Origin of the sequence: Thermosynechococcus sp. TG215, assembly GCF_031583455.1 — a bacterium.
Taxonomy (GTDB): Bacteria; Cyanobacteriota; Cyanobacteriia; order Thermosynechococcales; family Thermosynechococcaceae; genus Thermosynechococcus.
This window is the reverse complement of sequence record NZ_CP134178.1, coordinates 1743200-1768814: the sequence shown is the minus strand read 5'-3', so window position 1 is coordinate 1768814 and position 25615 is coordinate 1743200. Positions and strand designations below refer to the sequence as shown.

The window sequence follows — 25615 nt, the reverse complement described above, 5'->3', positions numbered from 1 at the left end:
ACATTTTCTATTCTAGCCAAGGAATTAAAAGGGTAGCTCGCCCTGATCAATTTCGGGGGTAGTTGGTGTGCCATTCATTTGGCTTTTGCGTAGTCCCACGGCAATTTTGCTGTGCTTCTCAATTTGGCGCATCACTTCACGGGCACGTTGAATCACGATGGGGGGCAATCCGGCAAGGCGTCCCGCTTCAATGCCGTAGGAGCGATCGGCACCGCCGGGCTTGACTTGGTGGAGAAAAATAATCTCGTCGGGGAGTTCTTTGACCACCACTTGGTAGTTGGCCACATTGGGCAGTAGCGTTGCCAGTTGATTCAGTTCGTGGTAGTGGGTGGCAAAAATGGTGCGGGATTTGAGTGTGGTGGCTAGGTATTCTGCCACTGACCAAGCGATCGCCAGCCCATCAAAAGTGGCCGTACCGCGCCCAATTTCATCGAGGAGAACCAGGGAGCGATCGCCCGCATGGTTGAGGATATTGGCCGTTTCATTCATCTCCACCATAAAGGTAGATTGACCCGTGGCGAGATCGTCAACGGCACCCACCCGCGTAAAAATGCGATCGCACACTCCCAAAGTAGCACTGGTGGCGGGCACATAACTGCCCATTTGCGCCAGCAGTTGAATCAAACCCACCTGCCGTAGATAACAACTTTTGCCACTGGCATTGGGGCCTGTCAGCACCATCAAATCAGCGCTTGTACCGAGTTCCGTATCGTTGGGAACGAAAAACCCCGCTGGTAACATCTGCTCGACCACCGGATGGCGCCCGCCGTGAATCTGAAGCTGGCGATCGCGGGTCATTTGCGGTCGGCAATAGCCCTGATACAACGCCACCTCTGCTAACCCCAAAAGGGCATCTACCGCTGCCACCGCTGCCGCAATCTCACGAATCGTTGAGGCCTGAGCGGCCACCTGCTCCCGCAACTGCACAAAATACTGGTACTCCAGTTCAAAAAGATGGCTTTGAGCCGCCAATAGCCGTGCTTCCCGTTCCTTGAGTTCCGCCGTGATAAAGCGTTCCTCATTTGTTAGGGTTTGTTTGCGGATATAGTCATCGGGGACTTGGTTCAGCTTGGCGCGGGAGACACTCAGATAGTAGCCAAAGACTTTGGTATAGCCCACTTTGAGCGTGGTAATGCCTGTGCGTTGCCGTTCTTGGGCTTCTAAATTAAGAATCCACTGCTGATCTTGCTCAATTTGCTGGCGTTGCTGATCTAGTTCGGGGTAGGCACCCGATCGCAGGAGACCCCCTTCGGTGAGACTAATGGGGGGCTGATCCACAAGGGCTGCGCTGAGGGTCTCTGCCAATTGCTCAATTACGGGAGGAAGTTGAGCTAGGGCTTGGAGATAGGGAGATTCAGTGTCGGCGACCACCGCTGCTAAGGACACCAACGTGCGGAAGGAGTCCCGTAGAGCTGCTAGATCCCGTGCATTGGCTGTCCCTGAGCCGGCGCGACCGGCTAAGCGTTCAAGGTCATAGATTTCCTGAAGATGGCGATGCAAGCTCTGGCGCAGGCTACTATTGGCCATTAATTCAGCAATAGCCTCTTGGCGAGCATTAATTTGTTCAATATCCAGCAGTGGTTGCAGGAGCCAGCGGCGTAATAGACGCCCCCCCATGGCGGTTGTGGTGCGATCGATCGCCCACAGGAGCGAGCCTTGGAAGCTGCCATCGCGGACAGTTTGCGTCAGTTCTAGATTGCGGCGGGTTTGCGGGTCGAGAAAGAGATACTGGGCGAGGGAGTAGGTACTGAGGTTTTGCAGGGGCACCGGTTGTTGGCGATGGGTTTCATCCAAGTAGGCCAAGAGGCCACCGGCCGCCCGCATAGCAAGGGGCAGATGCTCACAGCCAAAGCCTTCAAGGGATTTGACCTGAAAACGTTGACACAGGCGTTGGCGTGCTTCCGCTGCCTGAAAATCTTGGGGCGATCGCAGAGTGTAGCACCACTGGGGCGGCAATTCAGGGGGCAATTGATCCTGAGCTTCACCCGGGCGCAAAACGCGATTAATGTCTGGAGCCTGACTAGGCAGGAGAATCTCTGCAGGTTGTAAGCGGTTGAGTTCAGCAATTAACTCGGCGCGATCGCTGCTTTGGGTGGTACAAAACTCCCCCGTCGAAACATCGGCATAGGCCAATCCCCAATGGCTCCCAGAAAGCAGAACAGCAGCTAAAAAATTATTGCGGCGCGGTTGGAGCAGTTCTGTGTCCAACACCGTTCCTGGCGTAAACACTCGGGTCACTTCCCGCTTCACCAGTCCTTGAGCTTGGGCGGGGTCTTCCACTTGATCGCAGATGGCAATGGCGTAGCCCTTTTCAATAAGGGTGCGGCAATAGCGTTCAAGGGCATGGTGGGGAATGCCAGCCATGGCCACCCGGCCAACTTCTTTGCCCCCCTCTTTACCGGTGAGCACCAGTTCCAGCTCGCGGGCAACGGTGCAGGCGTCTTGAAAAAAGGTTTCGTAGAAATCGCCTACGCGGTAGAGCAGCAGCGCTTGGGGATAGGCATCTTTGAGTTCAGCATAGTGCTGCAGCATCGGCGTCAACAGCGATCGCTCCACCTCATCGTGGCGCACCTGTAGACCAGGGTTGCGTCCTAAGCGCAGGGCAGGGGACTCAGTCTCAGAATGGGGCAGCGGGCGATCGTCGGACATAGCAACGTCACAACTTCCTGTGGTGTGCTCCAAAGGGACTTTATATTATAGTTTTCCCTATCGTGGCGTAGCGCACCTAATACTCATCTCCCGTAGTCTCCATGAAGAGCCACTCTGCCAGTCCCGGACTATGTTCCCCAAGGATGGACATTGCCTCTTGAAAGCGGCTACGTTGCACATTGGCCTTGCTGATGCGTTCCGGATACGTAGTCATCAAGAGATAGGGTTGGCTTTCGCTGGATTGGACAAAGGTTTCCACACCAGTAACAAGGGGATGGATTTCAAAAAAATGGTGGAGCGTCATTGCTTGATTCAGCATTTTCGCTTCGACAAGACCCAAATAACGGGTGAGGGTATCCCAAATGGCCTCATCATCGCAGCGGAAGCTGACCTCGACAAAGTAGCGCATCCCCACCTCACACGCCTCTGTGGCTATCTTAACCGTTTGTATTGATCTTATTGTCAAGATGCTTGGGGTGACTGCTGGACAAGCGGCGGCTCTATCCCCTATTGGTCAATGACTCGCAGAATCACCAACGTCATATCATCGCTGCGCCGGCCATTGGCATTGGTAAAGGCATCAACGGCATCGAAGATGTAGTCTAATAAGGCCTGAGCGCCCAAACCCTTGGCACAGCCCTCTTTGAAGACTGCTGCGAGGCGCTCTTCCTCAAAGCGTTTACCTTTCGGATTATCGGCTTCTGTGATGCCATCCGTGTAGTAAACCACCGTGTCGCCGGGTTGCAGTCGCACTTCTGCCTCTTGATATTGGCTGCGAGTATCCAAACCAATAAGCATGCCGTAGGTGTCTAGCCGATGGATAGTCCCCGTTTCAGCCCGCCACAGCAGGGGGGGAAGGTGAGCCGCATTACTGTAGGCCAAGAGCCGGGTTTGGGGATTGTACTCAGAGTAAAAGAGGGTAACAAAGCGATGGGAGCTTTCTAAATCCGGCTGCATCGCCCGATTGAGGTGCTGCAAAATTCGACTGGGACGGTGACCATTGAGGGCTTCTGCCCGCAGCATGCCGCGGGTCATGGTCATGATCAATCCGGCCGGTACCCCCTTACCCATCACATCCCCAATGGCAATGCCCCAACGGCCTTGCTCGATCTCCTTTTGATCACCGAGGCCATAGGTAATGGGGATAAAGTCATAGTAGTCTCCCCCCACCCAACTGGCGGTGCGGCACTCGGCGGCTAGCTCGAGGCCGTGGATTTTGGGGCAGCGGTGGGGCAAGAGTCGCCGTTGAATTTCTGCCCCAATTTCCAGTTCCCGATCCAAACGCTGGCGATCGCGCAACTTTAAGGCCAGTTCATCATTGGCAATGGCCACGGCTGTTTGATCCGCGATCACCTGCAACAGTTGCTGCCGTGTTTCATTCCACTCGTATTCGGGTTGCTGACTAAAAACGTAGAGCCGCCCCCGCTCCGTGAGTCCCGAATCCTTGACGAGAATCGCCGTGCCGTAGAACTGAATGCCTTGGGGGAGACGTTCTCGCAGTTGCTGATCCAAAAGTTGCTCAAGCCGAGGACGGCTGATCTCGCGATCGCTCCCCGCATCAATTGCAGCCATACCAACGCTATTGGCAAGGGTGCGGGTGGCCGTTTCTAGGGCGGCGCGAATATTGGGGCACTGATCGCTGGCGTGACAATGGAGTTGTTCAAGACGAGCCTGACCATCGGCGCGAAATAAAACCAGGGCCGCGGCCTCCGCCTCCGTCACGCGGCAGGTAATCAGTGGGATCAGTTCAAAAAATTGATTCAGGTTGTTGAAACTCCGCAGCGCAAAGCTCAGGGAGGCCAATAGCTCCTGAATTTTACTATTTTCCCGCTGTAACCGCGACACCATTTCCTTGAGGGCGATCACAGGGCTAGAGGAGGTCGTAGAGGATGAGGGGAAGGCAGGTGACATGGCAAGTTACGCCAGCAAAAGCGTCAATTGACTCTACAGCGTAGCGCAAAAAACGTCAAGATGAAAGGATTTAAGATTTTTTATGGAACTTTTAGAGCAGGCCGCCAGTCACCATGCCGTTGCGATGGTTGAGGGTCATCAGCGTCCCACCAAGGGCGATCGCCCCCCCCAAGCCAATGAGTACGGGTTGCAGCCCCCACCACGTCTCCGCTAAACCAACCACCGCCAAGGGCACACTGAGGGCAATATTCACGAGGTTATTTTGCAGGCCAAAAATCGCCCCTCGCTGTTCGGCTGGGGTCATCAGTTGAATTAAGGTTTGCATTGGAATCGCCACAAAGGCGGCAAAGAAGCCCAAACCAATGATGTAGCCCATGCTCCAAGCCAAAGAATCTAGACTCAAGGACAGACCAACAAACATGCCCCCCATGCCCCAACAGCCCAATAAACTCGACCAGCCGTAGGCAAAGTGCTTGCCCACTGTATTCAAAAGCAGTGCCCCTAGCCCGAGTCCGCCGGCCGCAGCCGCCAAAAGAAACCCAAATTGATCCGTATCGAGGCTGGGTAAGACCTCCGCAAGGCGCACCACCAAAACCGACATCGCCGCGACAATGGCAAACAGCAGGATGAGTTGCAGCAGGGCAAAACGCAGGGCTGTATATTCCTGCAAAAGCTGAAGGCCTTGGCGGAGTTCTTGCCACACTTGACGATAGCGGCTTGGTGGCAGATGACACTGATCCGGTGGCCGCAGCAGCATGAGTAGGAGTGCTGCCCCGCCATAGCAGGCACTGACAAAGACAGCCCCACCCCACTGGGAGTGCCAGTGGCTCGCAAGATTCAAAAGCGGCTCACCCGCAGCGAACCCCACCACGAGAGCAGCCATCATCGTCAGGGTATAGAGGGAGTTGGCCGACAGCAGATGGGACTTATCCACCAGCAGCGGAATGGCTGCCTGTTCTGCGGGGGCAAAAAATTGGGTTAAACAGGAAATCGTAAACGTGATCAGCAACAGCGCCATAAACCCAAACCATTGCCCGGCGCCAAGGAGAATCGTGATCGGAATCCCTAAGACAAGGAGGGCACGGTAGAGATTGGTCACGATAAGTACCTGTTTTTTCGACCAGCGATCCACCAGCACCCCCGCCACCGATCCGAGGAGAATGGCCGGAATCGTAAAGGCCACCATAATTGCTGACACCCAGCCACTAATACTCTGGTCTGCCGCTTGGAAAAACTCTGTAGTGAGGGCAATTACAAATACAAGGTAAATTTTGTCAGCCAACTGTGAGCAGACCTGCGCCAACCAAAGAGCAATAAAATTGCGGTTTTGCCAGAGGGGAGGCACCGGTGGTAGGGGGAGATCTATGCGAATGTCTTGCTGCTCAATGGTCATGGCTGGGACACCGCAACAGGTGAAAAACAATGATCAAGGAGGGGAGGCACCTGCAGCGTTTGCTCAAGGTGAAATTGCAGGTACTGGCGCAATATGCGTTCAAGGGACAGCCAAACACTGAGGGGATAGGTCTCGGCTTGGGCAAGGAATTCATCCCGTGCCAAGGATGGGGTGGTGGGCAGTGCAAGCCATTGCCCGAGGCGCACTTCACTGGCTGTCAGTTGGCGATCGCCCCCCGAAGATCCCCTGTCGTTCCCTTCTTCTGTAAGGATAAAAACGCCACCGCTGGCAAAACTAAAGCCCACCCGCCAGTCGGTATCCGCTGCAGGCACAGCAATTTTGCAGCCACTTTCATGGCACTGGTACCATTCTGGGGCAATGCCCCCCAAGCGCAAGATGCCCCACAGGCCGCGCACCAATAGCGCTAGGGCAGCGCGACTCGAAACCCCCTGAAGCTGGTCTAAGGTGGTACAGAGCCAATCAAAGAGATCCGGTTGAGGCTGCTGCGGATGGACTTGGTAGAGCACCACCTCACCGAGATACTGGGCAGCGGTCAGAGTGGTCAAGTGGCTGTTGAGGCCTTGGTAGGTGGCGACTGTTTCTGCTTGCAGAATGCGATCTAAATTGCGGCCAGGACTAATAAAAAGGTCATTGACGACAAACAAATCCACCCGTCCGCCCAGTTTCGAGCGGCAGCCACGGCTATGGGGGGCGACTAACTTCAACAGCCCGCGATCGCGACTAAAGACACTGAGCAGGCGATCGCTTTCCCCCAGGGGCATGGCCTTGAGGTTAATGCCAATTGTGCGGTAGGTGCGACCCATCCCAAGTATCCAGACAATAGCGGCAGATTGTTCGCCTATCTTTTAGCCTATCGCGGCCTGTCCCCTAAACAGTGATCAACTTGTTGCGGGCAAACCATTCCACCCCATGCTGGTTAATCTCTTCCCGTAGGGTTGCATTCTCAATACTGTGATAGATGAGGAGATCCACCCGTTGGGCAATGGGCAGTTCAGCGATCGCCTCGGCAAGGGCAGCTTGATCACTAAGGGTGAGGTTCTCGCCAAAGAGGGCAATATCAATATCCGAAGTTGTTCTGAAGGTACCGATCGCCCGTGAGCCAAAGAGGACGATTCGTTCTACCTTGGGATTGGCCGTTAGAGTGTCAATGATGGCTTTGCGTTTTTCTGGGGTGAGTCCGTCCGTCATTGTTGATATTTTTCCTGTAAGCAGTTGTACAGTTTCCGAAAAACAGGAGTAAACCTGTGTTTGATCAGTCGTTCCGCCTCTTTTGTCGTTTGCTCTTCGTAGGTATGGCTCAAGAGATTTCGCCTTGCCAAGGCATCTAGCAGTATCTCCGTGTCTTCCTCGGTGAGATAGCCTGTCTCAAAGGCCTTGCGAATAGCTTCTCTGGGAGTTTTCACATCCAGCCCCTCATAAAAAAGAAGGTCTCTCAATGTTTTCCACGCTAGCTCAAGGGTGAACTCAAACATTTGTACCAGACCGGCTCGCTCTAGTTCCGAATACTCCTCCTGAGCACAGGCGGTTTCTAGGCGGATTAGGGCGCGACCAAAGTTCTGCAACCGCTGTTGCCAACGCATCGCATCTCTATTCGTCATGTTTTATGAACCGTTGTTTCTTCGATTATCGCCAACGAAAGGCGGGGTCTAGCTCATAGCCGAACCGCGTTGCATCTACGGCTGTTAGGTCAATATCGCCAAGGCCATATTCCTGCCAGCGTTCTGTGACTCGCCGTGCCACCTCAGGATCCGATGTGAGGGGATCGCCCCAAGGATGGTCTGTTTCTGGAGGAATTTTCGTGGTGGCATCAATGCCCATGCGTCCCCCAAGGCCGATTTTTTCGCTGGCAAAGTCAAGGGAGTCAAAGGGGGTATCTCCCAAAATAAAGACATCGCGGCTGGGATCCACCTTGGAGCTGATCGCCCACACCACCTGACGCGGATCACGAATATTGATCTCTTTGTCCACAACAATCACAAACTTGGTGTAGGTAAATTGGGGTAGGGCACTCCAAAAGGCGAGGGCAGCGCGGCGTGCTTGGCCAGGATAGGCTTTGTCAATGGAAATAATCGCCGCCTTATAACTGAGGGCTTCCATGGGCAAAAAGAAGTCCACAATCTCCGGTACCTGCTGCCGCAGAATGGGTGTGTAAATGCGGTTGAGGGCAAGGGCAATCATCGCCTCTTCCTTGGGCGGGCGGCCACTAAAGGTGGTGAGATAGATGGGATTGCGGCGATGGGTCAGGCAGTGGAAATGAATGACGGGCGAATCTTCTACACCACCGTAGTAGCCCATGTGATCGCCACAGGGGCCATCGGGCAAAACTTCACCGGGGGTAATGGTGCCCTCAAGGACAAATTCTGCGTGGGCAGGCACCTCCAAATCAACGGTTTTGCACTTGGCCAAATGAATGCCCCCACCGCCATAAAGCCCGGCAAAGAGCCACTCCGACAAATCCACGGGAATTGGCGTTGCCGCCGCCATGATGATTAGAGGATGCACCCCCAAGGCCACAGCCACTTCTAAGTTTTTGCCACGGGCGGCAGCTTTGCGGAGATGGCGTGCCCCTCCCCGCACTGAAAGCCAATGCACGGTCATGGTGGTTGGGGATTGCAGTTGCAAGCGGTAAACCCCGACATTGGGAATGCCCGTCTCACAGTCTTTGGTAATGACGAGACCAAGGGTAATAATTTTGCCTGCATCCTTGGGGTAGGGGCGAATCAGGGGCAGTTGCCGTAGATCCAAATCGGGGGCTTTGATCACCACCTGCTGACACGGGGGTAACAAATCGCGACTCGGCTTGGCACGGACAACATCAAAGAGAATTTTGCCGAAATCAAGGGCTTGACTCAGGGTTTTGGGCGGCTTCGGCTGTTGTAGCTTAGCCAACTTTTCCCCTAGGGTTTCCAGGTCTAGGGGGTGTTCCATTTTCATGGCCCAGCACACCCGCTCTAGGGTTCCCAAGAGATTAATGGCGACGGGATAGGGGGAACCAATGACGTTTTCAAACAGTAACGCTGGCCCGCCGGCAGCCAACAGGCGGTTACAGATTTCCGCCATCTCCAGATCGGGATCAACGGGTACGGTGATGCGTCGCAGTTGTTGCCGCTGTTCTAAAAGCTGGAGATATTGCCGCAGGTCGTTCGTCATCGGGGATCAAAATCGCTTAATCTCTTTTATGTTAAGAATCTTTAGCCAATCGTGCAGGAATGTCATGGCGGTTCATCCCACGGCGGTGATTGAGGCGGGTGCCCACATTGGGGAAGAGGTAGAAATTGGTCCTTTTTGCTATGTGGCGGCCACGGTGGAGATTGGACGCGGTACGCAGTTGGCTCCCCATGTCACTCTGTTAGGATATACCCGTCTTGGCGAGAACTGCAAAGTGCATAGTGGGGCGGTGATTGGCGATCTCCCCCAAGATGTGGCTTATCAAGGGGGGATTAGCTATGTCCACATTGGCGATCGCTGTACGTTGCGCGAGGGCGTGACCATTCATCGGGGAACCCAACCAGAAACCGTCACCCATGTCGGGCATGATTGTCTGTTGATGGCCCACAGTCATTTGGGTCACAATGTTTATGTGGGAAACCATGTGACGATCGCCAATAATACTTTGATTGCCGGGTATGCCCATGTGGGCGATCGCGCTTTTATCAGCGGGAACTGCCTTGTGCATCAATTTACGCGCATTGGGCGTTTGGCCATGCTCTCCGGCGGCACTGCCATTCAAAAAGATGTGCCCCCCTTTTGTATGACCCGCAGCCTGAGTACCAATACGATCATGGGCTTGAATGTGGTGGGTTTGCGGCGAGCGGGCTTTTCGGCTCAAGACCGACAGCTCCTCAAAAAGGCCTTGGATATTGTCTACCGCTCCCAATTGACCACCTCCCAAGCCGTTCAACACCTGCGGGAACAGTTTATCCATCCCCTCATTCAAGAGTTTTGCGATTTTATTAGTGCCTCAGAACGAGGGATTTGCCACTTTGTCCGCCGGGGAGAAGGGGGTGATTTGTCCTGAGGAGGATCAACTTTTCGAGTACGATCGCCCAACAGACGCTTGCTCCTATTCCCCATGGCTGAAGTGCTGTTATTATCCCTGATGAGCGGTAGCCTCGGTGTCTCAGCACTGCTTTACTATCAGTGGTGGGGCTGGCAGGAGCAACTCAGCCAACAACGCGATGAAGAAGAGGAACAGTTGACCACCTACCCCTCCAAAGAAGAACAGCGTCAAGTATCCCCCAAGCTGGGAGGTTGGGAATTCAAAATCCTGCGATCGCGCCGCAACCAATTTCATGATCCCGATGTCCTGCGCAAAGTCTGCCAAGAGGAAGCCCAAGGGGGCTGGATTTTATTTGAGAAGCTCGACGATCGCCGATTGCGCTTTAAGCGGCCCATGGCCCTGCGGGAAAAAATCAAGCCCAGTGCCAACTACGATCCCTACCGCAGCTACTATGGGTCTCGGTTTGAATGGGAATCTTTGTTGTCCGTGATACTCTTGATGATGATGGCAACCTTACCTGCATATTTAGGCTATCGCTTGGTTATTCTCAGTCAACGCTTAGCCCCACTGCCAACCACTCCTCCATCTGCTCCATTGCGTCCCTAAGGTGCCTATGTCCTCCCTGAGTTTGCTGAGTGTGGGCACAACCCTCCAAGGGGGAAAATATCGCCTCGATGCCCTTTTGAGTCAGGGGGGCTTTGGTGTCACCTATCGCGCCACCCACACCCTGCTCCATCAGCCAGTGGTGCTCAAAACATTGAACTTGCAGCAGGAACCCCCGAAGCGGATTCATGATCTGGGGGAGCGGTTTATCCAAGAAGCGCAACGCCTTGCCCAGTTTAATCATCCCCACATTGTGCGCGTCAGTGATTGCTTTATTGAGGGGGGGCGTCCCTTCATTGTCATGGACTATATCCCCGGACGCACCCTTGCCCAAGTGATCCAAGAAGAAGGCCCCCTACCGGAAAAAACGGCTCTCCACTATATTCGCCAAGTAGCTAGCGCCCTTGAATTAGTGCATGAGCATGGGCTGCTGCACCGCGATGTCAAGCCCGATAACATCATGCTGCGGGACGGCACAGATCAAGTGGTGCTGATTGACTTTGGCATTGCCCGTGAATACACTGCTGGGGTGACGGAAACAAATACGGGATTGCTCTCAGCAGGTTATGCGCCGGTGGAGCAGTATTTACCCCGCCACCAATGGACGCCGGCAACGGATGTCTATGCCCTAGCAGCAACGCTCTATGCCCTTTTGGCAGGACGCCCTCCTGTGGCCTCGGTCTTGCGCGATCGCGTGCCTCTCGAGGATTTACGCCAGTTTCAGCCCAATCTTAGTCAGCGCACCATTGATGCCATTGAAGCAGGAATGGCTTTGGATGTCCGCGAACGTCCCCAAACGGTGCAGGCGTGGCTGCAACTGCTCATGGGACAGCCCGTGGCGCGTCAAACCACAGCAACGGTAGCGGTGATGCCGCAGTACCGATCCACTATCTTGGCAAATACTCAACCGGAGGGGACAGCCGTCGTTGCTCCCCCCAAACAACGCAATTTTTCGCCGTGGCTATGGCTGTTGGGAACGGCAATCTTTGGCAGCTTAGCAGGCATTGGCCTAGGGCTATTTTTGCGCAACCAACCCGTGGACACAGTCACCCCTCGCCCCCCGCGTCCTCAGGAACAGGAATTTCCACCCACCCTGCCGACCATTGTGCCACCTGTAGAGGTGACGCCCACCCCCACCCCGACACCGACGCCAGAGCCGGAACCCACCCCTACGGAACCGACGCCCACCCCAGAGCCAACGGAAACGCCTACCCCTAGCCCGAGTCCTGAGGAAACATCCCCAGAGCCAACGCCGACTCCTCCGCCATCCCTCTCTCCAAAACCCCCAAAGTCCCCAAAGCCCCCAAAGAACGCAGAGCCTCCCGTCGCCCCTCCCACCGCCGTTGAACCATCTCCACCAACACCTACGCCCTCACCGCCACCGACAGAGGCAATGCCCGAGGTGTCACCCCCCCCAACCAGTAACACTGAACCGGCCACCCCTTAGAGATTGGTTAGTTCTGGAGTGCTCGCAAAAAGGCACTCAAGCGACTAAAGACTCCCTGACCACGGGGTTTGCCTTGGGGCGTCAGGGCATGCTCAATGTCTTCACTACTGGGGCGTTGCTCAAATTCTGCTAGGCAGGTGGGGGCGGTTTCGCCGTATTGCCAAATTTGCCACGGTTGCGGATAACAGCGCCAGAGAATGATGGTTTCTGCGAGGGGACGAAGGTAGTAGCAGGGTTCAAGGGTGTTGAGAAATCGCTCCCGCAGCCGCCGACCGGCGTAGCCAATACCAACGACGGCCACATCCTGAAGCCTTGGGTTCAAAAGGATAAAGGGGCGATCGCCCGCCGTTTCACACATCTGCTCAATGGCATTGGCTTCTACAGGGGTTGGGGCAACGATGACAATGGCGCGATCGCTCGCTGTAATGGGTGTCAGTAGTTCATTCACGCCCCGCACACCATAGGCAGTTTCACCCCATTCGCGACGGGCAAGGGCGGCAGATCCAGCATCGGCAAAAAAGACCTTGAGATCACGACCTAGTTCCTCAAACAAAGGGAGGTAGCCAGCGGCAAAGGCCATCGCATTGAGATCGGGCAACAGGATCTCGATTTGCAGGCGATTTTTACCCTCTTGAAGCGCCGCTTGGGTGGCCTGTTGAGCTTGGCTGAGGGCAGTCTCCAGACTATCGGGGGGCAGGATCGACATGGGTCTTAAGCGGAGACCTCACTGGCAACGGTGGCAAACAGGCGTTGTAGCTCTTCCACTAGGGTTTTCGCTTGGGCGAGCGTTTGCGGGGTCGTGGATTGTTCCAGTTGGGCAGCGATGGTTTGCATGGCAGTAATGCCGACATTGCCACTGGCGCCCTTGAGATGATGGGCATCCCGCTTGATTTGATCAACGTTTCCCTGATTGACCGCTTCCGCCAATGCTTGGAGACGCTGCTGGGCATCCTCAACAAAGGTTTGCAGCAATTCCATTTCAAACTCGCGATCGCCCCCCGAAAGGGCAGCCAAGTAGTCCCAATCAATTGGCGATGTCATCGATTCACAATTCCCCACAGGTTACTCGTCGTTATTTTAGCCTGTACCAGCCAAGGCGGTTCAAGGGTTAGGTGAGGAAACGCAAGGGGAGATTTGTAATAATTCTTAACTTTATCACCGTGGTCTGCCCCCTTGGCGAAACAGGGGATTCGATGGCACTATCGCAGTGGTGAGGCCAACAACAGCGGCAGGATTGAGGAACGATGGGCGATCGCGTGACGGTGGGGATTGTGGGGGCCTCTGGCTATGGGGGCGTCCAACTGGTGCGTTTACTCCTTGACCATCCCCAAGTGGAGATTGCATACCTTGGCGGTGAGGGGAGTGCGGGTCGCCCCTACACGGAGCTATATCCCCATTTGCAGGGTCGGGTGAATCTCACGGTGGAACCCGTATCCGTGGAGGTGATTCGCGATCGCGCCCAAGTGGTGTTTCTCTCGCTGCCCAATGGCATTGCCTGTAAGCTTGCCCCGCAACTCCTTGAGCAGGGCTGCAAAGTGCTGGATTTGTCGGCAGACTATCGCTTTCAGGATTTGAAAACCTACACCCAGTGGTACGGTGAACCAAGGGAAGATGAGGCTACGACCCGACAGGCGGTCTACGGCTTGCCAGAACTCTATCGCGATCGCATTCGCCAAAGTGCCCTTATTGGTTGTCCGGGGTGTTATCCCACCGCTAGCTTGCTGGCTCTAGCACCCTTGATCAAGCAGGGTCTGATTGAACCGAATACGGCAATTATTGATGCCAAGTCCGGTACCTCCGGCGGCGGTCGTCAGGGCAAAATCAATCTCCTGCTTGCGGAAGCTGACAACTCCCTTGCTCCCTACAGTGTTGCTCGACATCGCCACACGCCAGAAATTGAAGCCATTTGTAGCGAATTGGCCGGCCAAAGCGTCCTTGTGCAGTTCACGCCGCACCTTGTCCCCATGCCGCGGGGGATTTTGGCCACTGTCTATGCCACACTGCGGGATCCGGGTCTAGTGCGTGAAGATTTAATCACCATCTACCAAGCTTTTTATCGCCATTCCCCTTGGGTGAATATCCTGCCCCCCGGCCTCTATCCCCAGACGAAATGGGCATGGGGCACCAATGCCTGTTTTATTGGCATTGAGGTGGATGAGCGTACTGGACGCATTATTGTTATGTCCGCCATTGATAACCTAATGAAGGGACAGGCTTCCCAAGCGGTGCAATGCTTGAATCTAATGATGGGCTGGCCAGAAACGCTGGGCTTACCGCAGGTTGCCTTTTATCCCTAGGACTCAAGTTTCATCCTGTTCGACCAAGGGCAGGCGATCGCCCCGTAATAGCTCAGTGCTGCTTGCACTCAAAGACAATCCCATCTGCCATAATCCCTGCCCTAGGCACAAAGCCGCCAGAAAGGGAGCGGTACTCAAGCTTAAGAGTAACGTTGTCGGTGTCAAGCCAGCCATCAGGATTTAGGACTCATCACTATCTGAACCATCCGCCTCCTCATCAGGAGGAACATTGGCAAAGAGCAAGTCTCGGGATTTCTTCAGTTGCTTCCAAAGCACCTTAATTTGATTGTAGGCCTCCTCAGAGCTGATCTTACCGCCCGTTTCCAGACCACAAATATAGCTCACCCGTTGAGCAAATTCCTGCAAATTGGCATTAAAGGCCAAGTTTTGCGGCGTAAATGCACCATGGTAGCGGCTGGTGGGGAAGAGGAATTTTTCTTTGTCAAATTTCGGTGTGGGCGATTCAGACACAGGGGTAGCCCTTTGCCAATAAGGTTATCCTTATTCTAGCGACAATTTCTAGGGTTCTATGGCAGGAGTTGAGCAAAGTCTCAAAGCAGTCCAAGCATGTGCAATGGCCCTTGGCCACTGATTAACTCAATGATCAAGGCTAAAAATCCCAACATTGCCAAGCGACCATTCCAACGTTCGGCAGCGGAGGTCATCCCCCATTCCCAGCGCTCTTGAGGGTAGAGCTTCACCCGCTTGCGGGACTTATTCACCTCAGCAAAGGTACGCGGTGGTGCTGCAAGGGCATCCTTCACCAGTTGGGCAAGGGCACTAATAAAGCCACTGTGATCATTAAGAGCAGGCACGCGCCGAAAGACTTCAATGCCCGCTTCTTCGGCAATCTCGCGGTACTCGATGTCAATTTCTTGGAGGGTTTCAATGTGCTCTGAAATGAAGCTAATGGGAACAACAACAAGGGTTTTCACCCCTTGAGCGGCCAACTCAGGAATCACATCTTCGGTGTAGGGTTGCAGCCACTCCACTGGCCCCACCCGACTTTGGTAGGCCAACACATGGGCATTGGGGCGATTCAGGGCAGCCATGATGAGCTTCACGCAGGCTTCGATTTCCTCTTGGTAGGGATCCCCTGCTTCGGTGACATAGCTTTTGGGAACGCCGTGGGCACTAAAGAAAATCACGGCTTCGTCGGGGTTGGGGCATTGGTCGAGTTCTTGGCGAATCAAGTCCGCCATAGCCGCCACATAGCCGGGGTGGTTGTACCAAGAGGGGATCAGCGTATAGCGAATCTTTTGCAATTCAGGGTCTTGGTTCCACAAGCTCTCTAGGAGGCGAAAACTAGAGCCACTGGTGCTAATGGAAAACTGTGGGTAAAGGGGTAAAATCACTAGATCGCGAATTTGATCCGCTTTGATTTGGGCGATCGCCTCCTCGGTAAAGGGGTGCCAGTAGCGCATACCAATGTACAAATTGGCCTCAATGCCAATGCGTTCTAGGGCGTCTTTCAGGGCACGGGCTTGCTGTTCAGTCATGCGCCGTAGGGGGGAGCCGCCACCAATTTGGGCATAGTTGGCCTGAGAACGCCGGGCACGACTGGTGGAGATAAACCAAGCAAGGGGATTTTGTAGCCAACGGAAGGGCAGGCGAATGATTTCGGGATCAGAGAACAGGTTGTACAAAAAGGGGCGCACATCCTCGGGGCGATCGGGCCCCCCCAAATTGAGAAGTAGTACACCTGTTTGGCTCGCCATGCCCAAAATCACCTAAATCTTTTCGCGATCGCTTTCTTATTGTGACATACTCTCAGGATCTCAGGGGGAGAAAATCTCGCTAAGGTAGGGATGAGAGAATGCGGTTGATGTGTGCAAACGGTGACCTACGCAATTGATTTTGGAACCAGTAATACGTTGGTGGCGCGGTGGAATTATGCCACCCAAGCAGCCGAAGCGGTAACGCTCTCTGGACTCTCGGTGGGGTTTGGTGAGGTACCGGCGCTCATTCCTAGCTTGGCCTATGTGGAGGATGCCAGTGTTCCTCTGGTCGTGGTAGGGCAGCAGGTGCGCGATCGCGGCTTGGATGGGGTGGGCGATCGTCGCTTTTTCTCGCGGTTTAAGCGGGGGATTGGCGCCACCGTACAGGGCTATTTACCCGAGCTGGATGGCTGTTCTTTGAGCTTTGAAACCATTGGCACGTGGTTTTTGCAAGCCCTGTTGAAGGACCTGAAACACACTAGCGGCGGCGATGTCGAACAGGGGTTGATCTTCACCGTGCCGGTGGATAGCTTTGAAACCTATCGCAGTTGGCTGTTGCAGGTGTGTGAGGGGTTTGCCATTGAGCAAATTCGCCTCTTGGATGAACCCACGGCTGCGGCCTTAGGTTATGGCGTGGCCGATCGCCCGCTGATCTTGGTGATTGATTTTGGCGGGGGCACCCTCGATCTCTCCCTTGTCGAACTCAAGAGCGATCAACGCCAAAGCCGTCCCTTGGGATTTATTCTCAAGTGGGGCGATCGCCAGTGGGCCTCAAGCGACAACCAACGGCCTCGCACAGCGCGGGTGATTGCCAAAGCAGGCTTGAATTTAGGGGGCACGGATATTGACCACTGGATTGTCGATGAGTGGGTAAAACGCGGCATGACCGCCAATAGCCTACTGCTGCGCCTTGCCGAGCGCTTAAAAATTCAACTCTCGCAGCAGCCCTATGCCCAAGAGGTGTACTTTGACAGCGAAACATTTCACACCCTAGAGATCCGCCTCGAACGCTCGGAACTGGAGGAGCTACTCCATCAGCAGCAATTTTTCCAACGTCTGGATGATGCTCTCACCCAAGTGCTCCAACAGGCACGCCGCCAAGGCATCACCCCCGACACGATTGATGCGGTGCTCCTAGTGGGGGGGACAACGCAAATTCCCGCAGTGCAAAAATGGGTTGCTGAGTATTTTGAGGCCACAAAGATCAACGCCCAACAGCCTTTTACAGCGGTGGCCATGGGTGCTCTAGCAGTGACCCAAGGGCTGGATGTCAAGGATTTTCTCTACCACAGCTACGGCATTCGCTTCTGGGATGCTAAGCTCAACCGTCATGGCTGGCACCCCATTATCCAGCGGGGACAACCCTACCCCATGGGCGAACCCGTGGAATTGATTTTAGGGGCCTCGACGGAGGGACAGCCCAGTATTGAACTGGTGATTGGTGAATTGGGGGACGAGCAAGGGGGTGTGGAGATCTTTTTTGATGGCGATCGCCTGATTACCCGTAGTGCCGGTGAACGCACGGTGCAGCCCCTCAATGACACCCCCCAAGGCAAAACCCTCGCCAAGCTGGATCCCCCTGGCTATCCGGGGAGCGATCGCATTCGGGTCCTCTTTCAAGTGGATGGCGATCGCCAACTGCGGGTTACCGTTGATGACTTGCTCACCCAAGAGCGTCTCATCAATAATCAAATCGTCACCCAATTGCGTTGACCGAATTGCATTGTGGCTTCCCATTCCCTACCCCAAACTACTGCCTATGTCCGCATCATTGCCCAAAGTTGGCAAGAGGGTCACATTCGTGGCCACGTCTGCGCCAGCGAGTACCAGTGGGAATTTTGCTGGCAATTCAGGGCGAAAAAGCTGCAAATCTCCCCAGCCTTTGGGCGTGCTCTGATCAAAGAACCCTTGGGGCGGTTTCTCGAAGCCCAAGACTACCAATTAGAGCCGGGGGGTGATTATGAATTTGTTGTCCGTGCCAAGTTTTAGGTGCGTTCCGCTGTGCCTAAGCTACAATCAGTGAGGAAACCTGTGCTGATATTGCCAGATAGCCTATGTTCTTGAGCGAATTAGCGCCCCTTGTCAAAGAGTTGAGCCAAAAACCCGTTGCCTTTATGGGCGGCTTTGTCTCTGGATTGTTGGGGTTGAGCCTTGATCAAAAGCCAGTCAGCGATTGGCTCAAGCAGTACGGCGACTATCAGCCCCCCAGCCCGCCGCCACCCCCCCCCAGTGACTTCAAGAGCATTCGAATTGAGTAAGGACACGAGCCACTGCCTGCCGTTGATCCCGTAGGGTCAGCCAGCGGTGGTAGGTTTGGGTATGAATCGCCACACTGTGTCCCATCATCCGTGCGGCAACGGTATCGGGTAAGCCATAGTGAATTGTGCGCACCGCCCACGCATGGCGCAAGTCATAGGGACGAAAGGGCAAGCCGTAGCGACGGAACTGTTGATTTACCCGCTGGCCAATGCGTTGGAGGGTTGTTTGGGTCAAATCCGTATTGATCCTCGGCAACTGGGGCGATCGCAAGCCAAACACCTCAACCCACTGGGGAGGAAAGGGCCACACCTGATGGCAACCTGTTTTGGTGGTTTCCTGCACCTCGATCATCCCTGCCGGGTCACCTGTGACGAGCCCACTTAAATCGCAGAAGAACACTTCATGATTGCGCAGGCCATAGGCCGCCATCAAGCCATAGACATAGCGCCACTGGGGATTGGGAATTTGCTGGTAGGCGGCTAGAATCTCCTCATCACTGGGTAACTCCCGTGGTTGGAGCGATCGCCGGGAATAGGTGCCCCAAAACTGAGCTAGGGGAATCGGTAACTCCACCCCTAGGAACCGACAAAACCCTTGAAAGGCGGTACAGGCCACCTGCCGTTGTCGCTTATCAGCGGGGATTTGCTGCAACAGGCCATAGATCAGTTCTGGTAATGAATGGTCGGGATGGGCAGCGGCGGCTTTGAGCAACTGACGCAGATAGGGCGCATAGGCCATCTCCCACGTAGTGCAGCTGCGATCTTGAGCCAAGAAGGCCGTTTCAAAGGCGGCAATTTGCTCTCCTAGGGATAACTCCCCAAGGCGCCCTAACCCCTTGACCCGTTCATAGTCCTGCCAGCGAAAGGTGTTTTCCAGTAATTTGGCGGCAATGATTTTGGCTTCCTTTTCCGCTGCCTTAAGACCGCTGGGGGTGGCGGGTAACCCTAGACTTAAACGCTGTTGGTGGGGGCGGAGCCGATGGCTGCCCGGTCGTGGCGGCAGGGTACCCCTCAGGCTGAGACGTTGGCCGCGTTGTTCAATTTGCAGACCCAACTGCGCTAGTTTGAGGCGTTGATTGACCTGCTGAAGTTGTTGGTCAAGTTTCTGAGGGGACGTGGCCATTGCTGAGGGACTCAGAACTCAACTCGCTGCCGAAATGACCAAAACTGCGGCGAGGACGTTTTTTCCAAGGAATATCGAGAACCCCCGCTTGGGAGCGGCTACGACTGGACTTGTGCTCAACTTTGACGGGGCGATAGTCCGTGAGGATGCGCAGGCTATTCAGTTCGGCCAAGAGGGTGGCGCCATTGCTAATCAAGACGGCAATCACGGGGTGCAAGCTCAAAAAGACCCCCGCTAAAACCACACTGACATTGGGAATGACCACAAGGGCGATATTTTGATTGATAATGTTCATCACTTCTTGGCTGAGTGCGATCGCCTGCACCAGTCCCTCAAGGCGATTATTCATCAAGAGAAGATCTGCGGTTTGCCGCGCCGCATCACTGCCTTCAGAAAGGGTAATGGAAATATCAGCGTAGGCCATTGCTGCTGTATCATTGAAGCCTTCGCCCACATAGGCCACGACTTTTTCGCCACCATTTTTAAACTTCTCTAGAAGTTCAACTTTGTCCTCTGGCATTTTATTGGTATAGATTTGACCAAGACGAAAGCCAGTGGCATAGCCCACCGCATTGGCGACTTCGTGGTGATCTCCCGTCACCATATAGCACTCAATACCCCGCTGTTGCAGAGCGGCAATCACACTAGCGGCTTCAGAACGCACGGGGTTGCTATAGAACACCAGTGCCACCAGTTCACCATTACAGGCAACACAGACAAGGGAGCGGTTCCAAAGCACGCCTTCATGGGTGCGCAGTTCATCAAGATCAATGGGCACTTGGCGATCGCCCATCCATTGGGGTGTGCCCACCAAAATCTCTTGCCCCTCGACGGTTGCCGCAACTCCCTTACCCGGTTCATAGACCCAGTTGCTATAGGTTCCCCCCTCAATCCCGCGTTCAGCCGCATACTCAAGGATGGCAAGGGCAAAGGGGTGATTGATTGACTGTTCCACAGTTGCCAGCCAATAGAGCAGCGTTTGTTCACTCAGGCCGGGCTTGAGGAGATTGACCCCCACAATGGTTCCCTTCACTTCCGTCAGTGTGCCGGTTTTGTCAAAAACAATGACATTGACTCGTGAGAGGAGTTCAAGGGCGCGGCCATTACGAAAATACACCCCGACATGGGGCGCATGGGTGAGGGCTGCCAAAATCGCAGTGGGAATGGTAATGCCAATCCCTGAGCCAAAGTCCAATTGCAGAGGAGCGATCGCCCGATGGGCATCCAAGGTGACCCCATAAACAATGGCAGCCACGCCCATTGCGGGCAAAATGGCTTGGTTCGAGATTTCCTCAGCGTAGTTTTCAATGCGAGTATCCAGTTGCGGCGCTTGGCGAGCCAGTTGCAGCGCTTTGCCCACCTGCGTCTCTTCACCAACGGCTTCAGCAACAACGCAAATTTGTCCCCGCACCACAAGGGAAGAGGCCAGCACCGTTTGTTCAGGTTCACAGGGCAATAGATCCGACTCTCCCGTGAGAAACTGCCGCTGAATCACGGCGGATCCCCAGAGCACGGTACCATCCACGGGCACCGCGGATCCGGCGGCCACAATCACGCGATCGCCCACCTGTAGCTCGCGCACAGAGACATTTTGGCGAGTGCCGCCCCGCTCTACCCAATAGGTGCGCTGTTGATCGAGGGGGTCAAAGACTTGGTTTTCCCCCACTTGAGCGGTCATATCCCGCAGTGACCCCCCCACTTGACCCATAAAGGCAGCTAACACCGGCGCCATGTATTCCCCTTGCAGCGTATGCAGAATCGTCCAGAGGGATTCCAGTTGGGTGACGTTGAGATGGCGGTGTTCGAGGCTCTCTAGGGCTTCTTGGAAGGTGGGCAGTGCCACAATCACAATCACAGTGGCGACAATGGCAGGGTAGAAGGGGGTTTGTACTGGTAGTAGCGCCACGATCGCCAGCGCCAAGGTGGGTAGCGCCATTTTCTCGATAAAGTAAGCGGTGTTCCAAGGGGAGGACACCAACTTATCAATGGGCAGCATCCCCGGTAAGGGTAAACGTTCATCTGCTGCGGCCTGAATCAATTGGCCAAAGCGGTGAAGGGGATTGTCAACTTCGGGACTGTACTGAACAATCAGGCTAGCAGCGGGCAAGTTGAGGCGAATTTGTTGCACACTGTCTTCTTGAACAAAGAGAGCTTGCAGTTGCCGCCCATAGCGATCGTCATATTGCAGGCGGGGAATCCGCAACCGCACTCGCCCCGGTAAGTGATGCACCACTTCGTAATGAACCCTTGCTGGCGGCGGGGAAAGCACAGTTGCAGTCATGATCAATTACCCCTAAGGATCGGTTAAGAAAAGGGCTGGGCGGAGCGATGGCCATGGTTCGGCGCACTAATGAGGTCATTGATATTCTGCTGCATGGTTAGGCAAATTGCATCCAAGGGCAGATCATTGAGGTCACGGCCAAAGGGATTTTCGATTTCGATGCCAATTTCTTCAACGCCAAAGAGGGTAAAGGCAATGAGTCCCACCATTAGGCCTGTCCACCATACGAGGTTATCCACCAGTTGAAAGGGTAGCAGCAAGCAATAGAGAAATAATAGCTGCTTGAGATGAATGGCATAGGCAAGGGGCATCGGTGTTTTCAAAATTCGCTCACAGGCACCCATGGCATCCACCAATTGCACCAGCAGTTCATCCATGTAAGTGAGTTGGTACAGGGACAGGGAGCCACAGCGGTGTTGGTGGTGCAGATAGTCCTCAATCCACAGGGCAATGCGCAAGGGGACATTTTGCACCGTTTGTAGCTCTTTGTATTGATGGGGCTTGAGCAGGGGTTCTAATTCGGCAAAGGATTCTCCTCGCAGGTGTTGCTTGGTGGCGATCGCAAACACCCCCACTAAATGAACGGCATCAATTTTGGCTTGGTGATCCTCCGGACTATTTTCGTCAATGGCAGTCCACATCAAGCGGGTTAGGCTGCGGGAATTATTCACAATGTTGCCCCACTGGCGGCGACCTTCCCAAAAGCGCTCATAGGCAGTGTTGGTGCGAAAGACGAGGAGCAACCCCAGCACAATCGAGGGAATGAGACTGCCTAGCACTGGCCAGTGGACATTGATCACATAAAGGTCGATCACCGTCACCAAGACGCCAAAGCCACCGCAAAAGAGCACTTCCGAAAGAATGGCCGGAATGACCGAGCCACGCAAACGCAGCGCCAGACGTAACCATTGCGGCGGTTGCAACAAAAACTTCGCCACGCCCGACCGATCTCGGGGTAATTGGCGTCTGAAGGGGTGAAAACCGAGGAAAGAGAAGCGGCTCATGAATACCAGTGGGCGATTCCCACCCCAATCTTTAGCACACTGGCGTGCTGAAACCGTGTTTTTACCGCAAAGAACAACCGAAGAGACTGCAAATCTTAAGAAAATCCGTTACCCCTTGCCATTCCCCGCAAGAAGTGTTAAGTTATATTAAGAACATGAAACACTTTGTAACAAACGGAGGACAAAAATGAGAAGCGGCAGCATCATTGATGATCAAGGCAAAATGAACAACTTTGCCATTGAACCCAAAATGTACGTGATGAGTGAACCGCAAGCCGGGTTTACTCCCTATGCAGAACTGTTCAATGGTCGCTTGGCCATGATTGGCTTTATCTCCCTGCTGGCCTTGGAAGTGATTACGGGTCACGGTCTGATTGGCTTTTTGAATAGCCTCTAGGTCGTCGCTGCGCTCTTAGGCATATCCGTTCTTCAGCAGCCCTTGCGCCGTTAGAAAGAACAAATAACTCATGGAATGGGTCAGCCTGCCTCTCGGGGTGGGCTTTTTGCTTGTAGTCTTTATTGGAATTAGTCTTTATTGGAATTAGTAAATCATAAATTATTGTTTACATCTTGCTTCTATGGACAGAGCTATGTAAACTAACCAAAGAATTGTCTATTTAACCTATGCTGCGAGAAAAAATTTTGCGCATCCTCGGCTACTCGACCAAATGCCTGTGGGCTGATCTGGCAGTTTTGTTTGGTTTGGGTTGTGCAGGCGTGGGCATTGGCTATGGCAATATGGCTGTAGCCACCGGCGGTGTCTCAATTAGTCTCAGTGCGGCTTGGTTTTCCATTCGCGAGAATCAGCAAGCTCTCCTCAGTCAGCAACCTCAAAGGGCGATCGCCCCAAGGGATCAAACAGATGTCAGTTTAGATCACTTCCAGCGAGAATCCCTAGAGCAAATTCTTGATCTATGTCGCAATTTCTACAGTAGAGCGCATTCACAGCTTCCCAGTAATTTCCAAGAGAAAGATGTGCAAGTTGTCCTTGAAAGGCTCTTGAGAAGTACGTTTCCCAACTCGGATATTAGACGGGAGTACCCTATTCCTCAGCCCTACTCCCATGGTCGATTGATTGACTTTATGCTTGTTGATGAGAAGGTTGCAATTGAGGTCAAGGTAGTCTCAGCACAGGGAGGGCGGAATCGGTTATTTAAAGAATTAGCAATAGACCTTGAAGCGTACCGCCATAGTGAAATGAGTTTTAGAAAATTGATTTGTTTTGTTTACGATCCTAATAATCAATTACCCAATCCGCGTGGCTTTGAAAATCACCTGAGGGGCGATCGCGGGGGATTTGAGGTCATCACAATCGTGGCACAAAATCCTTATCAGGCTAATGGAGTCGCTTCAGCGGGATAGGTGAGTGACAATCACGCAGTTTAAGGCCTTGAAAGGATCGCGAGACAATTGCTTTTGGGGCAACACTTTGCTTAATATCTGTCTCAGGGCATTCAGCACCTTTTCCTGCATATCTTCAACCTCGGCCAGTCCTGCCAGTTGATGGACAACGTTATTGCGTTGCTGATAGTAGGCCTCGATCCGCTGGAAGTGAGGAGCAAGATCCGTTGTTTGGGAGTCATACTCTAAAACTGCTAGCAAAAGCTCCCGCGTCACGACATCAAGGAACAGGCGATCGCCATTTTTGCGCTGGTAGCTTCTGAGGTATTGCCAAAGTCGACCGTGATCGTGGTGTTGCAGCAAGTTCAAGCTGCGTTCTCGCGTTGCCCCATCAGTTGTAATGTCAAGACCCACCGTCTCTTGTACAAAGTATTGCAATAAGTTTTCGTACAAACTCATGGCCAAGATTAGGGCTTCTGCATAGCGCCCCACCGTAAATAGGCCAACAACTTGAAAGTAAGTGTCCCGAAAGAGGGCATGGCGATTGTTCTGCCGCAGTTGGGCGATTTCCTGAAACCAGAGCTTTTCAATCTCAGTTTTGTAGGGGTTGATGGCATCAAAGGCTTGGTGGTAGTTGCGGGCAAGGCGATATTTACCATAGCGAATCAGTGCTAAGGCCAGAGGAGCCTCAATAGAGCTATGCTTGAGGGAAATTTCAGCCCCTTGGTAGTCATAACTATCCAACTGCTGTTGAATCCCTTGACGATCTAACGCTTGGCGAAAGACATTTAAGTCCACCGCAAATACTCGCTCTTGACCCGGTCGAATTTCTTGGGGATTGCGGACTTGCCATAGCCGGAGTCGGTGTTGCGTCTCGATCGCCTGTAAAATGCCCCAAGCCGCTTTCATGGCGGGGGTACCAGAGGAACCATTCAGTTCTAGCCAGTCGTTGGAGCCTTGATAATACTTGGCTAGGTGTAGTGCGCGCTTGGCCTCTTGGACGGCGATGACAGGGTTAATTGGGTCTGCGGAGAGTTCCCTGCTGACCACTTTTAGGTGAATTGCCGCCTCGCCAATTTGCAGCTCACTGTGAAGCCAGTCCTTGGTGTCGATCGCCCGTTGTTGAAAGTCTTCTGTGTAGAGCAATAGAACCCGTTTGATCGGCTGCTGTTGGGCTAAAAACTTTGCCAGTGAAACAATGGAGCCTTCTTGGTTGGTTTTCTCAGAGTACGGATCTTGATGACCCACAAAGGAAAGGAGAATGCTACAACCCATAGTGGTTTTCACAGAAGGTCTCTTGTCTATGTTGCCGCAATCATCCCCTATATTTCAGGCTGTGTCGGAATTGCTTGGTCTGGCAATCAGTGAGCTGCGCCACTATCCATCGCTGGCTGAAGCGAGACGACTTAGCCGCCACAGTTGTCCCCCGTCGTCCTTGGAAGCTAGATTGGGCAGCCTTGGCAGCGGATGTTGCTGCCCATCCCATTGATGAGACAGCGTTTGACTCTCAGGTGTCCTGTGAGTAGGGGCGGTCAGCGCGAGGCTAACGGATTGATGGAGAGTTGGGAA

Annotated in this window: 27 protein-coding genes; 10 read left to right on the top strand and 17 right to left on the bottom strand. The window is 53.9% G+C overall.

Annotation, left to right across the window (positions count from 1 at the left end; all coding sequences use genetic code 11):
- Positions 1-24 precede the first annotated feature (24 nt).
- The 8 genes from mutS to RHJ02_RS08580 form a co-directional block, all read right to left on the bottom strand.
- Entirely contained in the window at positions 25-2649 is a 2625-nt protein-coding gene (gene mutS / locus RHJ02_RS08615; protein ID WP_310744459.1) for a DNA mismatch repair protein MutS, read from the bottom strand.
- A gap of 76 nt (positions 2650-2725) precedes the next feature.
- Positions 2726-3058, bottom strand: a complete 333-nt coding sequence (locus tag RHJ02_RS08610; RefSeq protein ID WP_206199824.1) for a hypothetical protein — start codon at positions 3056-3058, stop codon at positions 2726-2728.
- A 98-nt stretch (positions 3059-3156) separates the two neighbouring features.
- A complete protein-coding gene (locus RHJ02_RS08605) occupies positions 3157-4560 on the bottom strand; it encodes a PP2C family protein-serine/threonine phosphatase (protein ID WP_206199823.1) in 1404 nt (467 codons plus the stop codon).
- A 91-nt stretch (positions 4561-4651) separates the two neighbouring features.
- A complete protein-coding gene (locus RHJ02_RS08600) occupies positions 4652-5953 on the bottom strand; it encodes an MFS transporter (protein ID WP_206199822.1) in 1302 nt (433 codons plus the stop codon).
- Positions 5950-6777, bottom strand: coding sequence for a DNA repair protein RecO (gene recO / locus RHJ02_RS08595; protein ID WP_206199821.1), 828 nt, complete (start codon positions 6775-6777; stop codon positions 5950-5952). Before recO ends, RHJ02_RS08600 begins: the two co-directional genes overlap by 4 nt.
- Positions 6778-6841: 64 nt before the next feature.
- Complete coding sequence (locus RHJ02_RS08590) at positions 6842-7162, bottom strand: nucleotidyltransferase family protein (RefSeq protein ID WP_302678071.1); 321 nt, start codon at positions 7160-7162, stop codon at positions 6842-6844.
- Positions 7159-7572 (bottom strand): HI0074 family nucleotidyltransferase substrate-binding subunit, encoded by a 414-nt coding sequence (locus RHJ02_RS08585; RefSeq protein ID WP_310800133.1) that lies wholly within the window; start codon positions 7570-7572, stop codon positions 7159-7161. The genes RHJ02_RS08590 and RHJ02_RS08585 overlap by 4 nt, the downstream gene beginning before the upstream one ends.
- Before the next feature lie 25 nt (positions 7573-7597).
- A complete protein-coding gene (locus tag RHJ02_RS08580) occupies positions 7598-9124 on the bottom strand; it encodes a UbiD family decarboxylase (RefSeq protein WP_206199818.1) in 1527 nt (508 codons plus the stop codon).
- A 64-nt stretch (positions 9125-9188) separates the two neighbouring features.
- Between RHJ02_RS08580 and lpxA the strand changes: the two genes are divergently transcribed.
- The 3 genes from lpxA to RHJ02_RS08565 are packed head-to-tail and all read left to right on the top strand — an operon-like array spanning position 9189 to position 12024.
- Entirely contained in the window at positions 9189-9992 is an 804-nt protein-coding gene (gene lpxA, locus RHJ02_RS08575) for an acyl-ACP--UDP-N-acetylglucosamine O-acyltransferase (RefSeq protein WP_310800132.1), read from the top strand.
- Positions 9993-10046: 54 nt separating this feature from the next.
- Positions 10047-10580 (top strand): hypothetical protein, encoded by a 534-nt coding sequence (locus tag RHJ02_RS08570; protein WP_206199816.1) that lies wholly within the window; start codon positions 10047-10049, stop codon positions 10578-10580.
- A gap of 7 nt (positions 10581-10587) precedes the next feature.
- Positions 10588-12024 carry a serine/threonine-protein kinase gene (locus tag RHJ02_RS08565; RefSeq protein WP_206199815.1) on the top strand — a complete coding sequence of 479 codons (1437 nt, stop codon included), beginning with the start codon at positions 10588-10590 and terminating at the stop codon, positions 12022-12024.
- 7 nt (positions 12025-12031) lie between these two features.
- On the opposite strand, the gene RHJ02_RS08560 is transcribed toward RHJ02_RS08565, so the two are convergent.
- Positions 12032-12730: a DUF1995 family protein gene (locus RHJ02_RS08560; RefSeq protein WP_310744457.1), complete on the bottom strand. Its 699-nt coding sequence runs from the start codon at positions 12728-12730 to the stop codon at positions 12032-12034.
- Positions 12731-12735: 5 nt separating this feature from the next.
- Positions 12736-13065: an Hpt domain-containing protein gene (locus tag RHJ02_RS08555; protein ID WP_225901540.1), complete on the bottom strand. Its 330-nt coding sequence runs from the start codon at positions 13063-13065 to the stop codon at positions 12736-12738.
- A 203-nt stretch (positions 13066-13268) separates the two neighbouring features.
- Here RHJ02_RS08555 and argC point away from each other — a divergent pair, with 203 nt between their 5' ends.
- A complete protein-coding gene (gene argC / locus RHJ02_RS08550; RefSeq protein WP_206199812.1) occupies positions 13269-14321 on the top strand; it encodes an N-acetyl-gamma-glutamyl-phosphate reductase in 1053 nt (350 codons plus the stop codon).
- A gap of 3 nt (positions 14322-14324) precedes the next feature.
- On the opposite strand, the gene RHJ02_RS08545 is transcribed toward argC, so the two are convergent.
- The 3 genes from RHJ02_RS08545 to hemH form a co-directional block, all read right to left on the bottom strand.
- Positions 14325-14495, bottom strand: a complete 171-nt coding sequence (locus RHJ02_RS08545) for a hypothetical protein (protein WP_206199811.1) — start codon at positions 14493-14495, stop codon at positions 14325-14327.
- A gap of 6 nt (positions 14496-14501) precedes the next feature.
- A complete protein-coding gene (locus tag RHJ02_RS08540) occupies positions 14502-14792 on the bottom strand; it encodes a hypothetical protein (protein WP_206199810.1) in 291 nt (96 codons plus the stop codon).
- Positions 14793-14872: 80 nt separating this feature from the next.
- The gene (gene hemH, locus RHJ02_RS08535; RefSeq protein ID WP_206199809.1) at positions 14873-16039 is read right to left on the bottom strand and encodes a ferrochelatase; all 1167 of its coding nucleotides are present in this window, start codon (positions 16037-16039) and stop codon (positions 14873-14875) included.
- 120 nt (positions 16040-16159) lie between these two features.
- Here hemH and RHJ02_RS08530 point away from each other — a divergent pair, with 120 nt between their 5' ends.
- The 3 genes from RHJ02_RS08530 to RHJ02_RS08520 all read left to right on the top strand — a co-directional run bounded on the left by RHJ02_RS08530 (position 16160) and on the right by RHJ02_RS08520 (position 18297).
- Positions 16160-17752 carry an Hsp70 family protein gene (locus RHJ02_RS08530; protein WP_310800131.1) on the top strand — a complete coding sequence of 531 codons (1593 nt, stop codon included), beginning with the start codon at positions 16160-16162 and terminating at the stop codon, positions 17750-17752.
- A gap of 12 nt (positions 17753-17764) precedes the next feature.
- A complete protein-coding gene (locus tag RHJ02_RS08525; RefSeq protein ID WP_302678062.1) occupies positions 17765-18028 on the top strand; it encodes a DUF3146 family protein in 264 nt (87 codons plus the stop codon).
- Between the two features lie 65 nt (positions 18029-18093).
- Entirely contained in the window at positions 18094-18297 is a 204-nt protein-coding gene (locus RHJ02_RS08520; RefSeq protein WP_011058047.1) for a hypothetical protein, read from the top strand.
- On the opposite strand, the gene RHJ02_RS08515 is transcribed toward RHJ02_RS08520, so the two are convergent.
- Genes RHJ02_RS08515 through RHJ02_RS08505 form a run of 3 tightly spaced genes read right to left on the bottom strand, consistent with a single transcriptional unit; the run spans position 18275 to position 22705 of the window.
- On the bottom strand, positions 18275-19420 hold the full coding sequence (locus tag RHJ02_RS08515; protein WP_206199806.1) for a tyrosine-type recombinase/integrase: 1146 nt from the start codon (positions 19418-19420) through the stop codon (positions 18275-18277). The genes RHJ02_RS08520 and RHJ02_RS08515 overlap by 23 nt on opposite strands.
- Entirely contained in the window at positions 19395-21701 is a 2307-nt protein-coding gene (locus RHJ02_RS08510) for a heavy metal translocating P-type ATPase (RefSeq protein ID WP_310800130.1), read from the bottom strand. The genes RHJ02_RS08515 and RHJ02_RS08510 overlap by 26 nt, the downstream gene beginning before the upstream one ends.
- Before the next feature lie 23 nt (positions 21702-21724).
- On the bottom strand, positions 21725-22705 hold the full coding sequence (locus RHJ02_RS08505) for a bestrophin family protein (RefSeq protein WP_206199804.1): 981 nt from the start codon (positions 22703-22705) through the stop codon (positions 21725-21727).
- A 187-nt stretch (positions 22706-22892) separates the two neighbouring features.
- On the opposite strand from RHJ02_RS08505, the gene RHJ02_RS08500 reads away from it, so the two are divergent.
- Positions 22893-23102, top strand: coding sequence for a chlorophyll a/b-binding protein (locus RHJ02_RS08500; protein WP_206199803.1), 210 nt, complete (start codon positions 22893-22895; stop codon positions 23100-23102).
- A gap of 227 nt (positions 23103-23329) precedes the next feature.
- Positions 23330-24067 (top strand): hypothetical protein, encoded by a 738-nt coding sequence (locus tag RHJ02_RS08495; RefSeq protein ID WP_206199802.1) that lies wholly within the window; start codon positions 23330-23332, stop codon positions 24065-24067.
- Here RHJ02_RS08495 and RHJ02_RS08490 read toward each other — a convergent pair.
- Complete coding sequence (locus tag RHJ02_RS08490) at positions 24056-25321, bottom strand: hypothetical protein (protein WP_206199801.1); 1266 nt, start codon at positions 25319-25321, stop codon at positions 24056-24058. The two genes, RHJ02_RS08495 and RHJ02_RS08490, sit on opposite strands and share 12 nt — an antisense overlap.
- An 89-nt stretch (positions 25322-25410) precedes the next feature.
- On the opposite strand from RHJ02_RS08490, the gene RHJ02_RS08485 reads away from it, so the two are divergent.
- On the top strand, positions 25411-25572 hold the full coding sequence (locus RHJ02_RS08485; RefSeq protein WP_310800128.1) for an IS630 transposase-related protein: 162 nt from the start codon (positions 25411-25413) through the stop codon (positions 25570-25572).
- Positions 25573-25615 lie beyond the last annotated feature (43 nt).

Excerpts from the sequence above, each read along its gene's own strand:
- RHJ02_RS08505 (WP_206199804.1), bottom strand. The coding sequence starts at position 22,705 with ATGAGCCGCTTCTCTTTCCTCGGTTTTCACCCCTTCAGACGCCAATTA.
- RHJ02_RS08495 (WP_206199802.1), top strand. The coding sequence starts at position 23,330 with ATGCTGCGAGAAAAAATTTTGCGCATCCTCGGCTACTCGACCAAATGC.
- RHJ02_RS08565 (WP_206199815.1), top strand. The coding sequence starts at position 10,588 with ATGTCCTCCCTGAGTTTGCTGAGTGTGGGCACAACCCTCCAAGGGGGA.
- lpxA (WP_310800132.1), top strand. The coding sequence starts at position 9,189 with ATGGCGGTTCATCCCACGGCGGTGATTGAGGCGGGTGCCCACATTGGG.
- argC (WP_206199812.1), top strand. The coding sequence starts at position 13,269 with ATGGGCGATCGCGTGACGGTGGGGATTGTGGGGGCCTCTGGCTATGGG.
- RHJ02_RS08590 (WP_302678071.1), bottom strand. The coding sequence starts at position 7,162 with ATGACGGACGGACTCACCCCAGAAAAACGCAAAGCCATCATTGACACT.
- RHJ02_RS08555 (WP_225901540.1), bottom strand. The coding sequence starts at position 13,065 with ATGACATCGCCAATTGATTGGGACTACTTGGCTGCCCTTTCGGGGGGC.
- RHJ02_RS08580 (WP_206199818.1), bottom strand. The coding sequence starts at position 9,124 with ATGACGAACGACCTGCGGCAATATCTCCAGCTTTTAGAACAGCGGCAA.
- RHJ02_RS08515 (WP_206199806.1), bottom strand. The coding sequence starts at position 19,420 with ATGGCCACGTCCCCTCAGAAACTTGACCAACAACTTCAGCAGGTCAAT.
- recO (WP_206199821.1), bottom strand. The coding sequence starts at position 6,777 with ATGGGTCGCACCTACCGCACAATTGGCATTAACCTCAAGGCCATGCCC.
- RHJ02_RS08560 (WP_310744457.1), bottom strand. The coding sequence starts at position 12,730 with ATGTCGATCCTGCCCCCCGATAGTCTGGAGACTGCCCTCAGCCAAGCT.
- RHJ02_RS08510 (WP_310800130.1), bottom strand. The coding sequence starts at position 21,701 with ATGACTGCAACTGTGCTTTCCCCGCCGCCAGCAAGGGTTCATTACGAA.
- RHJ02_RS08545 (WP_206199811.1), bottom strand. The coding sequence starts at position 14,495 with ATGGCTGGCTTGACACCGACAACGTTACTCTTAAGCTTGAGTACCGCT.
- RHJ02_RS08490 (WP_206199801.1), bottom strand. The coding sequence starts at position 25,321 with ATGGGTTGTAGCATTCTCCTTTCCTTTGTGGGTCATCAAGATCCGTAC.
- RHJ02_RS08520 (WP_011058047.1), top strand. The coding sequence starts at position 18,094 with ATGTTCTTGAGCGAATTAGCGCCCCTTGTCAAAGAGTTGAGCCAAAAA.
- RHJ02_RS08585 (WP_310800133.1), bottom strand. The coding sequence starts at position 7,572 with ATGACGAATAGAGATGCGATGCGTTGGCAACAGCGGTTGCAGAACTTT.
- RHJ02_RS08570 (WP_206199816.1), top strand. The coding sequence starts at position 10,047 with ATGGCTGAAGTGCTGTTATTATCCCTGATGAGCGGTAGCCTCGGTGTC.
- RHJ02_RS08610 (WP_206199824.1), bottom strand. The coding sequence starts at position 3,058 with ATGCGCTACTTTGTCGAGGTCAGCTTCCGCTGCGATGATGAGGCCATT.
- RHJ02_RS08500 (WP_206199803.1), top strand. The coding sequence starts at position 22,893 with ATGAGAAGCGGCAGCATCATTGATGATCAAGGCAAAATGAACAACTTT.
- hemH (WP_206199809.1), bottom strand. The coding sequence starts at position 16,039 with ATGGCGAGCCAAACAGGTGTACTACTTCTCAATTTGGGGGGGCCCGAT.
- mutS (WP_310744459.1), bottom strand. The coding sequence starts at position 2,649 with ATGTCCGACGATCGCCCGCTGCCCCATTCTGAGACTGAGTCCCCTGCC.
- RHJ02_RS08600 (WP_206199822.1), bottom strand. The coding sequence starts at position 5,953 with ATGACCATTGAGCAGCAAGACATTCGCATAGATCTCCCCCTACCACCG.
- RHJ02_RS08605 (WP_206199823.1), bottom strand. The coding sequence starts at position 4,560 with ATGTCACCTGCCTTCCCCTCATCCTCTACGACCTCCTCTAGCCCTGTG.